The organism is Ructibacterium sp. SJQ-7 (assembly GCF_054696575.1).
In genome coordinates, this window is record NZ_CP195193.1 from 251,740 (window position 1) to 265,736 (window position 13,997).

Consider the following 13,997-nt stretch of genomic DNA (forward strand, 5'->3'; position numbering starts at 1 on the left):
AAAATACGGGATATATCGGCATTTACCAACTTATGAAAAGATAATCAGAAATTTAGTAAGTTTTTTAATAAAAAAGTAATTGTGCGAAAGGAGTATAACTATGAAGTTTAAAAAAGTTATAAGTCTAATTACAACATTGGCAATGTGTATATCAATGTTTTCTGCTTTTTCTGTAACGTCATTTGCAGAAAATGATAATACATATTCGTGTGATTTTACATCACTCGTCAAAAATAATGCAGACACAACATACGGAACTGCTGATGATATATACGATATTGACGATTATACAAAAGCAGTTTTGACGTATACAGGAACATATGTATCGGCAGACGGAAAGATTTACTTAAAGAGCAGTAAGGTTACAAATGCCAGTTCGTCATACAGTAATGGAAGTTATGTATCATTTACTGCACCGTCAGACGGTAGTGCAATATTTACCGGCAGTGCGTTAGGTGTTTATATTGACAGCACTTATAAAGGTTATTCGGATAAAGGTACTTATGATATGAAAGCAGGAGAAACAATGTATTTGGGTTACAGAAAAGGAACTTCATATCTACAAAATATTACATTCACACCAACTGAAACTCCAAAAGAAACTGTAGCACCGACAGAGAATCCGATACAAACATCAAATCCACAGTCAACACCTAAAGCAGATGTTGAGAGAGAAGTCTTATATGAGGAGAATTTTGAAAACTGTACGGTCGGAGATAAAGCGTCGGGTAACAGTACAAGCGTTGACGGTTGGAAATCACCTGCCGGAACAGCAGAATTAAAAAGTGACAGCAATCAAACAATAAACAAATATCTTGCAGTTACTTCAGGTAAAAGCGGTACTGCACGTTCAACATACAAAGGCATAACTGAAATTAAGGATAATTTTGTCCTTGAGGCAGATATAAAGACAACAAATTATAAAACGAATGTTTCTAATTTTGAAGTTCTTGAAAAAACAGGTTCACTATATATGAATCACGGTTGTTACAGTAATGCAAAGTATGCATTTAAAATGAACAGACCGGCAGACTTAAATAAATTTGTTATAAATAACAGTGTATCAGACAGCGGACTTTCACTTGGCAGATATGCTCAGCCGACTGTTTTGACAAAAGAAATACCTGATGATTGGATTCATGTAAAAGTGATAGGCGATTTTACAAATAAAACGGCTACGGCATACATAACATCACTTGACGGAAATACGGTATATTATCACGGAAGAATAAATATGTCTGAGGATATAACATCATTTAGCTGTCTTGCACTATTGGCACCGTCAAGCGGAGTTGATACTTGCATTGACAATATCAAAATTTTAAAAGCACTTGATTCGGATTTAAGCGAAGTATTCCATACAGTAAAAATAAATAACAGTATTGATGAATTTTCACAGTATGTCTATGACGGTGAATGTGTTGTAAACATACCGGATATGTCGGCATACGGCAAGTATTTTGAGGGCTGGAGCGTTGATGGTCAACTATTAAACTCTGACGATTTAAACAAATATCAAATTACAAAGGATACAACAATCACAGCACAAATATCACAAGACTATATTGAAAATATTGCAACGGTAGAATTTAATTCATTCCCGACAGACAATATGCTTACTATGGGACCTGATTCCGATACATATGCTGACAATGAAATTTCATTGAAGATTGTCGGTGAAAGAGGAACAAGCATAGTAACAAACCCTGATTCAAGGGTAAAAGATTATAAAATTGATTGGCAGTTTGACGGTTTCAGAACACTTGGCGGCAAGCCGACAGGTGAAAGCGGAACTTTCCCGGGAACACAGGTGTATTGTGACAGTTACGGAAGTGTAACGGTAAACAGTGCAAATCAAAGTTCAGTCAATTTTAAACTAAAGAATACATCGGCTAACTATTACGGCATGGTAACTGCCACAGTTACATATAACGGCAAGACAACCAAAGTGTCACGCCCGTTGGTACTGTTAGCTGATACAGAGGCTAATTCTGATATATACTTGCCAAAAGCCGGTTATACCGCAGATTACAACAATTACGAAAGCGGTTTAGTCGGATATACAACATCACAAAACGATATTTTAACAGGCGGTTGGTCAACAGACGGCTCTGATAAGAGTAATGTTGTTTTGAAATCAGATAACGGCGGTAAATATTTGAGTCTGTCTCGCGAACTTACAGGAAACTCATCATATATTAACAATAATGTAGGGCAGATTACATCACAAACTAATTTTGAACAAGATGTGCGTTTCGGCATAGACGGAACTGTCGGTTATATAGGCGGAAACGTGACAGAAAGCACATCAGTTGGCTTTGAATTCTCTTTCACAGATTCAAAATTCAGCTTGAACGGTACAGAAATCGGAACAGGTGAAAAGAATAAGTGGTATCACATAGTTGTAACAGCCGATCCGACAGTAAAAAAATGTATAGCAAAGATATATAACTTGGATTCAAACGGCGATTATAACGGCAAAACTCCGTTAATGCAATCTGAATTGATAAACTTCAATGCAAATTACACAACAGGCAAGTACTATAGAATTACATTATCAAAAGATAAATCGAGTTCTATAGATATAAATAATGTTAAAATTCAATCGGCACAGATTGACACAGATTCATTTAAAATAAACGGGCAGGATACGGTTAATATTCCTGCAAGCGACAGTGTAAAAGTGCCTATGACAGTATCTGCAAATATGACAGACGGTAATATTGCATTCGGTACAGCTGAATGGAAGATTGACGATGAATTTGCAGATGGTGTTTCTGTTGAAACGGATAGCGCTGATTCACATTCGGCAGATCTTGTCGTAAGCCCAACGGCGTCTGCCGGCGACGTATCTGTTAAAGTGACATTAGGCGGAAAGTCTGTAACAAAGACAGTAAAACTAATCGGTACAAATGACAGTATTGCATTTATAAAATCACCTGTCGGAGTACAAATTCCGAGCAGTAACAAATATGAGGCAGTCGTTAAAAACGGAAATGCGGAAGTATTGACAGACAAGACTGTAACATACAAACTATACAATTCTGATAACACAACAGAATATACAGGCAGTGATATAAAAATTGCAAGTGACGGTACATTAACAGTATCATCATCTGCAAAGCCGACAGATATCTATGTTAGAGCAATCTCAACCGATTCAAACGGTAAAACGCTTGAAAAATCGGTTAAGGTAAACGTATATAATCTAAAATTCAATTTCACAACAAGTGCAAAAGACGGTTATACATCAGTTACTTCTTCAACCGAATATAAGGAAAGTCGTGGCTTTGGTATAGACGGAACTTGTGCAGACGGTGAAAGCTATATGAGCGGTCAGAATTTTGGTTTTAAACTTAACTTGACAGCAGGTGAAGTATATGAAATTACGGCAGTTTATGAGGGCACAATTAAGTGTGAAAGAGTAAATTCGTCACTTACAGGCTTTGAAAGAACTAAAAAGACATTAGAAAGTGATACATATAAAACGGCGGTATTCGGTGACGGTGTGCTCGATATTACATTCTCGGGTGACGGTAAACTATCATCATTAACAGTTGAAAAAGTAGAACGCACAGCAAACAGTAAGCCTGCATGGTGGACAATAGGCGATTCTACGGTACAGCAAAACGGAAGTTGGGCTTATACGCTTAATAATACATTGTCTGATTATCCGAAACTATCAAATGTTATAAGTGCATTTTATAACAGCGGTCAAGCAGGACGTCAGCACCGTTCATATTATACAGAAGGTTTACTTAACAACGTCCTATGCGGTATTAAACCGGGTGACATTGTTTCGATAAGCGGTATGGGGACAAATGATACATCTTCAACAAAAGATGAATTTAAAGAGTATAATAACATTTATATAGACGCTATCAAAGCAATGGGCGCAAAGGTAATATTGGGCAGTTACACACCGACAGGTAATTACGGCTTAACTAAAGACAAGGTTTATGACGCAGATAATGTATTGTTCAAAGGTATGAGAACAAACAGTTATGATACCGCAATCAGAGAAGTATATAACGAAAGAGCGAACGATACAAATATTATAGGCTTTGTCGATATTGGAAAAATTGCAGATAACGTTATGACAAATGATGTACGAACAGTATATAATACTGCAGTTCAAAGCGGAAAAAACGAAATTGAGGCAAGAGCAAAAGCACAGGAAAGAGCCACGGCACTTATGAGTATGTGGAAAGATTATAATCATTATTATACAGATTTCTCAAACTATATCTTACCTCAAATAACAACTCGTGTGGCACAACTTGTGACAGGTGAAAAACAAGACGATATACCTCAAGTTATAAATCTTGAAAAGCCTAAAACGAAAAGGTTAAAAATTACAGGTACAACAATAAAGAACGGTTCAATTTTAGTTGATATTGATAAAGGTTTTGAGGGCGTTGCAATCTGTGCGCTATACGATAAAGACGGACTTTTAAAGCAGGTTGTCACTGAAACAGACAATACAGCCGAAAAAACTTTGACACTTAAAATGCCTGCAACCAAAGACGGATATGCAGTAAAAGTGATGAATTGGGACAGTTTGGATAAGATGAACCCAATCGGAAAAACGCATTCGATAAAAGTAAGCGATATAGAAGATTTATCAGACGGAGATGATTCATCAGAAGAAATAACATCATCAGACGAATATATAGACGTATCAGAGCTTACTTCGTATGATAGCAATACATACAGAGTTTATAACGGTGACGGAACATACGAAAGCGTCAAGGCAGAAAACGGCAAAGTTCATAATACATCAAAATCAGAAGTGACGGTAGTGCCGGAGTATAAATTTGAATTTACCAATACTTCTTCATCAAAAGATGAATATATAAACGGATATGTAAAAGTCAATGTAAATTCTTATACAGAAGAAAAAGGTTACGGACTTGGAAACGGTGATTATCATATTAACGAAAACGGTTGCTTGCCGACAGGTGACAATACTATAAAAATAGATGTACCTGACGGCTTTTATGACATTACTGTATACAGAAAAGGCGGAGCGAGAGCAGATGTTTATAATAACGGTGTTCAGATTATAAATAATACTACATCATCGGGTTCACAAAACCGTCCGTCAGGATACGGTGTAATGTATGCACCGAGAATGGAAGTTACAGGCGGTCAGATAAATCTTGCAATCGGTAATACTTCGGGCGGAAATGAGAGAGTTGCGTCGGTTGAAGTTGTCAGAGTACCAAAAAAGTATAAAAAGCAAGTTGTTTGGATAGCGGGTGACAGTGAATCTGCAAATTACTATCCACAAAATGCAGACGGTGACGACTTGGATAACAATAAAGTTATGATGACAGGCTTCGGTATGCAGCTTGAAAAGTTCTTATCACCGACAAAATATGCGGTTGCAAACTTCGGTCAGCCGAGTGCTACTGTTAAGACTTGGTATAACGAATGTTTTGAATCGGTTAAAAAGTTAATTCAAAAAGATGATGTTTTGATTATTGACTTCGGTATTAATGATTCGGTAAGTTCATCAAATAAGATTACTATTGATGAAATGAAACAGTATATGAGTGAAATGGCGGCTATGGCGAAAGAAAAAGGCGCAGTACCTGTTCTTGTAAGCCCTGTTTACAACAGTAAATATCAGCACAAAACATATTTCACATACAGCACTTCAACAAAGATTAATGCTATAACTGAATTTGCCGAGAGTATTGGTGTGGAGTGCATAGACCTTAATAAATACACTCAATTATATGTAAATCAAGCCAAAACAGATACAAACGATACAAATTGGGCGGTTAATAATTATCAGGTAGGCGATAACCTACACTTGACACAACATTCCGCTTTGCTTGCGTCATCATTTATTGCGGCAGAATTAAAGAGTATGGGATATGAAACAACCGATTATTCATATACATATAAAGATTTATCGAGTCTTTCTGCCGACAGTGACAGTAAGGTTATCAGAGGTGAAGAAAACGGTGTGACAAGAGTTTATTCCGTTGCAGAGGCTGAAAAGTTTATAAAAGCCAATACAGAATCTTTACCGATAATCGAAAAGAAGTGGGACTTCACAGAAAATACAACGGCGACAGAGGGTGAAAATGTACCGGTTGTGTCTGGCTCTGCGGCTTGGAACGAAACGAATCAGAATATTAAATTTAATGCAAATGTAACTGCACCGGGTACTTTGTCATTGAAATTAAACCCTGCAATAGGTAATAAGGCGAATGTTAATTTTGATTTGTATGTCGGTGCACTGGGCGGACAGATGTTTGCATACACGATTAATGACAGTGAGGGTACAAATCTTGTAAATTGCTCATTTAACGTATATAACGGTACAGGAAGTATGGTTATTGGCAGTGAAGAAATTGCTGTTGACAGTGATGTTGCATCAGCAGTATCAAAGGTAAGCGGTGACGGTATGTCATCGTCAGTAACGCAAGTGTCAAATGAGATTAATTTTGCCACTAATACAGTTACTGTAAACATAGGTTCAAAATCATTTACAGGTAAACTCACAGGAGCAGAAACAGGATTGATTTCAGATATATCGTTTAAGTCGGAGCGTTCAAAGAAAGCTGACAGAAGTATATATCTTGACAATCTTGTAGTAAGAGAATATGAAACCGATTCATCGGATACAGACGAAACTGCGTTCCCTAAGTTTAAAAGCGGAACATATACAAAAGACGGAAGTACAATGAAATACAGATATTATCTTCCTGAAAATTATGACAGTTCAGTATCGTATCCGGTAGTAATGTTCTTGCACAGCGAAACAAGAAAGGGCAACGATAATGAAAAGCAGTTGTATAACGCACAAGATTTATTTGATAAGGTTATAGAACAGGAAAGCACAAATCCTTGTATTCTTGTTGCACCGCAATGCAGTGCAGATAGTAATTGGACTGATTTGTCGGATATGATTGACGGAGTTGTAAATGATATTCAAAATCAGTATAGTGTAAACAATGAGAAAATATATATTGCAGGTTATTCAGAGGGTACAGAGGGCTGTTATAAGGTTGTCTCTGATAATCCCGATAAGTATGCAGGAATAATTGCAATAGCAGGAAAAGGCGATGCAACGTTGGCGCAGGCAATAGCAAAAAATAATACAGGTGTAATGATTTTTGCGGGTGGCGAGGACGATACGGAAATTAATGATTCTTCAAAGGCAATATATAAAGCACTTGTCGAAAACGGTGCGACGAATGTTGAATATAAAGAAATTTACGGTGAAGGTCATAATATTCTGAAGTCAGCTGCGAATACATCAGGCTTGCTTGATTGGTTGTTTGCAAAGAATTTAACAGACAATAAGACTAAAAATACAAAAACTGTTGACTTGGCTATATTTATGGGGCAGTCAAATATGGCAGGACGTGGTGAATACGCTGATGCGACAGAATGCCCGATAGGCGTAGGATATGAATTCAGAAGTGTATCAAATGTAGATATGTTATTCGGTGTATCAGAACCTTTTGGCAAGAGTGAAAACAACGATTCTATAAATGACAACGGAAGTAACGGTATAGACAGAAGAAGTGGGGATATGGTTTCATCACTTATGAACAGCTATTATGCCCAAACAGGTGTTCCGATTGTAGGAGTCCAAGCATCAAGAGGCGGTACAAATATAGGATATTGGAATACTGCGGCACAAAAGAATGAGGCACAGTTGCGACTTACCGCCGCTAAAACATATCTTGAAGATAACGGTTATACTGTAAATCATATCTTTATGGTTTGGTGTCAAGGCGAAGCAGACGCGGATAAAATTTATTCGGGAAGTCAGTCGGCAGCGTCATATAAGTCACAGACGCTTAATGTGTTTGAGTATATGAAAACAGTGGGCGTTACAGATATGTTCATAGTTCAAACAGGTCACTATAACGGTGACGACGATACAGACGGCAAACATGATGAGGCATATGTCACAGTACACGATGCACAAGCAGAACTTGCAAGTGAGAATGATAATGTTTATACAGTAGGTTCATTCCTTGAATTTAAGGAAAATATGAAAGACAATTATCATTTTCACCAAATCGCATATAATACAGTTGGCATAGCGGCAGGTAAAGCAATAGCAGAGGTATACAAAAACTAAAAGAGTATTCTTTTAGTTTTGTGTAAATACAAAATGGTATAGAAAATTTTATTTAAGCGGACGGAATTTAATTCCGTCCGCTTTTACGTTATTAAAAAAATCAAATCGTCAATAGCGGATTCTATCAGCAAAGAAGAACTCCAACTGAGAATGAGGCTCATATCCAATCACGCCGGCGACTAATCCATTTTTCATGACGTCCATTATTGCAAGGTACAGCATTTTAAACAAACCTAAATATTTCAGGTATCCCCAAGCGGTTTGTGCACTTATCTGCACAACTAACACGATAGAAAAATTTAAAATAATACACTTTTTAAAATTTTACATCTTCTTTTCGATTTTTTCCATTGAAGATATTAATGATTTTAGTTAAAATAAAGTCAACAAATAAACAAAGAAAGGAATGAGAGAGATGTCTGAATACATTCTTGAGCTAAAAGGAATAACGAAAATATTCCCCGGAGTAAAGGCTCTTGATAATGTTCACTTTCAGTTAAAACAAGGTGAAATACATGCTCTTATGGGTGAAAACGGTGCAGGAAAATCAACATTCATAAAAGTTATCACCGGAGTACATCAAGCTGAAGAAGGTGAAATATTCATTAACGGCGAAAAAGTAGAAATAAAAAATCCTAAAGATGCACAAAAATTAAGTATTGCCGCTATTTATCAGCACGGTACGGCATATCAACATTTAAGTGTAACAGAAAACATTTTCATAGGGCACGAGAAAATGACAAAGTTCCATACAATTGATTGGAAACAAATGCACAAGGATGCAAAAGCACTTTTGGAGAGATTGGGAAGTGACATTGACCCACATTCAAGTATGGGTAATCTGACAGTTGCGGAACAACAGATAGTAGAAATTGCAAAAGCCATTTCTACAAATGCAAAAATAATCATAATGGACGAGCCTACGGCGGCTCTTTCAAAAAGAGAATGTGAGGAATTATACAGAATTACAGAACAACTTAGAGATGAAGGCTGTTCAATAATATTTATCTCGCATCGTTTTGAAGATATGTACAGACTTGCTACAAGAGTAACCGTATTTCGTGACTCGCAGTACATAGGTACATGGAATGTAGATGAAATTTCAAATGAAGTATTGATTTCAAAAATGGTCGGACGTGAAATTTCTCAAATTTATCCTAAGCAAGAAGTTGAAAGAGGAGAAGAAATTTTCAGAGTTGAGGGATTATCAAAGACAGGATACTACAAAGATGTTTCTTTTTCACTTCACAAGGGCGAAATCCTTGCTATGACAGGACTTGTCGGTGCAGGACGAACAGAAGTATGTCAAGGTATTATGGGTATTGAAAGACCCGATAAAGGAAAGGTCATTTTGGAAGGAAAAACACTTTCAATAAGACATCCGTCAGACGCTATGAAAGCAGGTATCGGATATTTGCCTGAGGACAGACAAAAACAAGGTCTGATTCTTGATTGGGGATTGGGACAAAACGTAACATTATCAACACTTGAAAAATTTACTAAGTTCACTGTTATAAACAGAAAAGCAGAACGTGAACGTTCAAAAGAACTTTTGGAAAAAGTTAAAACAAAGGCTCTTTCTGTATTTGATAAGGCGTCAAGTTTGTCAGGTGGTAATCAACAAAAGGTTATCGTAGCAAAGGTTTTAAATTCCGATTTGAAAGTAGTTATCCTTGACGAACCGACAAAGGGTGTCGATGTAGGTGCAAAAGCACAGATATATGAAATCATGTCAGAATTGGCGGCACAAGGTTTCGGAGTAATAATGATTTCTTCGGAAATGCCGGAAGTATTGGGTATGGCAGATACAATCCTTGTTATGAAAGAGGGCAGAGTATCTAAGATTTTTGCAGATGCAACAGGCGTTACTCAAGAACAAATTCTTGAGGCCGCAATGAATATGTAGGAGGTGTAATTTAATTATGAAGTTAAAAAAATTCTTTTCATCGAATATTCGTGAAATCAGCTTAGTTATTGTAATGATTGCACTTTCTGTATTTATTGAAATAAGAAGTGGAGGAAACTTCTTCACACTTGAAAACATTTCCGATATGTTCACAGAAACGGCAGTTCTTGCAATTACAGCGGTAGGCATGATGATGGTAATTATCACAAGCGGTATCGACCTTTCAATCGGCTCGATAATGGCGTTGGGTGCAATGGTCGGCGGAACGATACTTAAAAATAATCAAGCAGTTCCCGGAGTGGTAATAATTTTAGTATCGATAGCAGTCGGTATCGTATGTGGTTTCATAAACGGTACATTGGTTGCTAAACTGAAAATATTACCTATTATCGCAACACTCGGTATGATGAATATATATCGCGGACTTACATATTTAGTTGCTAACGGAAGTTGGGTAAAACAACAGGAAATGGGTACAAAGTTTCTGTCAATCGCGACAGGAAAGTTTCTTGGTATAAATAATCTTATAGTTGTAGCAATAGTTGTTTATATAATTGCCGCATTCTTCCTAAATAAAACCCGTACGGGCAGAAAGATTTATGCAGTAGGAAACAGTGAAGAAAGTGCAAGAGTTTCGGGTATCAAAACAGATCGAACATTAATTATGGTTTATACTATATTAGGTGCGGTAGCCGGCTTAGGCGGTATACTTTATGTTTGTAAATACGGAGTTGCTCAAGGTGAAACCTGTACCGGATATGAAATGAATGTAATCGCAGCTTGCGTACTTGGCGGTGTAAGCATTAATGGCGGTACAGGCAGAGTACAAGGCGTATTGTTGGGTGCTGTATTACTTGGTATTCTTAACAACGCAATGCCGCTTATCCATGTATCTTCATTCTGGCAAGAGGCAATTCGCGGTTTGATTATACTTCTTTCAATTATAGCAAACTCGTTAATTCAAAGAAACGTTGAAATGAAAGCATTGAGAAGGAGGAATATCTGATGGCTAAAGAGTATGTAAAACAGGCTGTAAGCAGTGACGGTACAAGAACAATATCAGCCCAAAGAGGATTTTCTTGGCAGAGATTTCTTTTTCAATGGGAGTGGATGCTTGTATTAATGCTTATATTGGTAAATATATTTAATATATCCGCGTCACCGTATTATGCACACGCAAAATCAATTTTAAATGCAACCCGTGACTTCTTGGATAAAGCAATAGTAGTATTTCCGATGGCATTCGTATTAATGCTCGGTGAAATCGACATCAGTGTTGCGTCAATTATGGCTCTTTCAGCAACAATTATGGGTGTTGCGTTTGACGCAGGAGTTCCGATGATTGGAGCAATCGGTCTTGCACTTGTCACAGGCACTGTATGCGGTTTAATTAACGGAATTATCCTTGTAAAATTCCCTGAATTGTCAAGTATGATTGTAACGCTTGCAACACAGATAATATTCAGAGGAATAGCACAGATTATTTTGGAAACCAATTCGGTGGGAGGATTCCCAAATTGGTTTACACAAATTGCAGCCGGTAAAATCGGTGGAATGGTTCCATACGCATTAATATTTGTAGTAGTTGAGGCTTTGTTCTTTGCTTATCTTCTTCACTACACAAAATTCGGCAGAAGATGTTACGCAATGGGTAATTCAACAACGGTTGCAAAATTCTCGGGTGTAAAAACAGATAAGATTAAAATTATTGTTTATACAATGACAGGTTTATTATCAGCAATTGCAGCAATTTACCTTGCCTCAAAGATGTCAAGTGTACGTCCTGACGTTGCAAAGGGATATGAACTTGATATTATAGCAATGGCTGTACTTGGCGGAGTATCAACTTCGGGCGGTAAAGGAAGAATACTTGGTGCAACACTTGCTATTATGGTAATCGGTTATCTAAGATATGGTCTTGGTCTAATCAACGCATCAAGCCAGATTATTATGATAGTTGTAGGTTTACTATTGATAATTGCAGTTGCAATTCCAAGTTTCAGAGATAGTATCGGTAATATGAATTGGTTCAAAAAACTTAAAGCAATGGCGACAAAGTCGCAAAAATAACTTAGTATCAATCGGAGTAGGAAACTCCGAAAAATAAAGGAAAACTTTAAAATAAGAAAGGTAGGTTTTAAACATGAAAGCAAGAAAACTATTGGTATTAGGTCTAACGGCAATAATCGGAGCAACTATGATGGCAGGTTGCGGAGGTGGTGGCGGAAGCACAACATCTCAAAGTTCAGATGGCTCATCGGCAAGCGGTACATACGCATTTGTGGCGAAAGACGTACAAAATCCTTATATGCAGAAAGTATATGACGGTTTTGAAAAGGCTTGTAAAGAAATCGGAGCAGAACCACTTTACAAAGGCCCTGAAGCAGCCACACCGGAAAAGCAGATTGAAATTATCAATCAGCTTGTAGCACAAAACGTTGCGGGTATCGCTATTGCAGCTAACGATGCAGACGCATTGCAACCTGCATTGACAGAAGCTATGGACGCAGGTATTAAGGTTATTTCGCTTGACAGTGCTGTAAATAAAGATTCAAGACAAACTCATATTCAACAAGCCGATCCTGAAAAAATCGGCAGAGGACTAATTCAAGCGGCTTATGAAATGGTAGACGGTAACGGCGGTATCGCTGTATTGTCTGCAACAGCACAAGCTACAAACCAAAATCTATGGATTGAATGGATGAAGAAAGAATTGGAAGAAAATCCTGAAAAGTATGCAAATACACCACTTATAAAAGTTGCATACGGTGACGATGACCCAACAAAGTCAACATCAGAAACACAAGCACTTTTGACAGATTCATCTATTAAAGTTATCATTGCTCCGACAACTGTAGGTATGCTTGCCGCAGGTAAGGTATTGCAAGATAAACAGTCAGATGTAAAACTAACAGGTCTTGGCTTGCCGTCGGAAATGGCTCCGTTTATCGAAGATGGTACTTGTCCTTGGATGTATCTATGGAATCCTGTTGATATAGGTTATTTGTCAGGTTACACAATGGATGCACTTGTAAAAGGCACAATTACAGGTGATGTAGGCGGTTCATTTAATGCCGGTGACCTTGGTGAAAAGAAGATTACAGAAGCTGCAGATGGTGGTACAGAAGTAATGCTTGGTGATCCATTCAAATTTGATACAGAAAACATTGCTGAGTGGAAAGAAGTTTATTGATTTTAGTTAATTACTGATTAATTGTATTATTTCCCCCCTAAAAAAATGTCCCTTTATTAAAAGGGACATTTTTTCGTTGACAAATATAATGCCGATAGAGTATAATTAATATGTTAATATAGTACAATATATTGATTGTATATTTCTATGATTTGTAGTTTTTTACTAAATGTAATAAAAACGGAGTTTGATATGAAAAAACATTCAAGACTTGTTGAAAGAGTTGTCAGACCATATTTGATTTTTATAGCTTTGATTTTAGCTGTAGCAATGATTGTAATGTACTTTTCTGTTGTGACAAAACTTAATTATGAGGCAGAAAATGCAGGGACGAAAATTGCGGAAACAATGGCTCGACAGGTCGACACATACATAGAAGAAATAGACGTACTTGCACAACAAGTAAAACGTCAACCTCGTATAATAAATATTTTTTATAACCTTAACAATACCAAAAATGATAAAAGTAATTTTTTCAATAATAATGTCTTGCTTGGAATTGACGTTTCATCTATCCTTAACGGATTGATTACTGATCGAAACGGTAATTTCAATATATCGGTTTATAACGGATACGGTGATTTTGTATCAAATCAAAATTACTTCATTGATAAAAAGAAATTTCAAAGCACTATGGAAAATATGAATTATGCCATAGAGTTAAATCAAATCGAAGAAAACGACGATAAAATAATAACCGCACCATCGGAAAATCCTTGGACAGAAAGTACAAGAGAATTTATAACTTAAAAAAAGAGTCTTAAAAATGATTATTCCGATACCGT

The 13,997-nt window shown here is 36.9% G+C and carries 6 protein-coding genes; all 6 read left to right on the plus strand.

Annotated elements, in window-relative coordinates:
• Positions 1-100 precede the first annotated feature (100 nt).
• The 6 genes from ACSAMO_RS01230 to ACSAMO_RS01255 all read left to right on the plus strand — a co-directional run bounded on the left by ACSAMO_RS01230 (position 101) and on the right by ACSAMO_RS01255 (position 13,962).
• Positions 101-8,113, plus strand: a complete 8,013-nt coding sequence (locus ACSAMO_RS01230) for a sialate O-acetylesterase (RefSeq protein WP_499209613.1) — start codon at positions 101-103, stop codon at positions 8,111-8,113.
• A gap of 406 nt (positions 8,114-8,519) precedes the next feature.
• Positions 8,520-10,019 carry a sugar ABC transporter ATP-binding protein gene (locus tag ACSAMO_RS01235; RefSeq protein ID WP_412598856.1) on the plus strand — a complete coding sequence of 500 codons (1,500 nt, stop codon included), beginning with the start codon at positions 8,520-8,522 and terminating at the stop codon, positions 10,017-10,019.
• 16 nt (positions 10,020-10,035) lie between these two features.
• On the plus strand, positions 10,036-11,025 hold the full coding sequence (locus ACSAMO_RS01240) for an ABC transporter permease (protein ID WP_499209614.1): 990 nt from the start codon (positions 10,036-10,038) through the stop codon (positions 11,023-11,025).
• Positions 11,025-12,089, plus strand: a complete 1,065-nt coding sequence (locus ACSAMO_RS01245; RefSeq protein ID WP_499209615.1) for an ABC transporter permease — start codon at positions 11,025-11,027, stop codon at positions 12,087-12,089. Before ACSAMO_RS01240 ends, ACSAMO_RS01245 begins: the two co-directional genes overlap by 1 nt.
• A gap of 73 nt (positions 12,090-12,162) precedes the next feature.
• Positions 12,163-13,212 carry a substrate-binding domain-containing protein gene (locus ACSAMO_RS01250; RefSeq protein ID WP_499209616.1) on the plus strand — a complete coding sequence of 350 codons (1,050 nt, stop codon included), beginning with the start codon at positions 12,163-12,165 and terminating at the stop codon, positions 13,210-13,212.
• Between the two features lie 192 nt (positions 13,213-13,404).
• A complete protein-coding gene (locus ACSAMO_RS01255) occupies positions 13,405-13,962 on the plus strand; it encodes a hypothetical protein (protein WP_499209617.1) in 558 nt (185 codons plus the stop codon).
• The last annotated feature ends 35 nt before the right edge of the window (positions 13,963-13,997 follow it).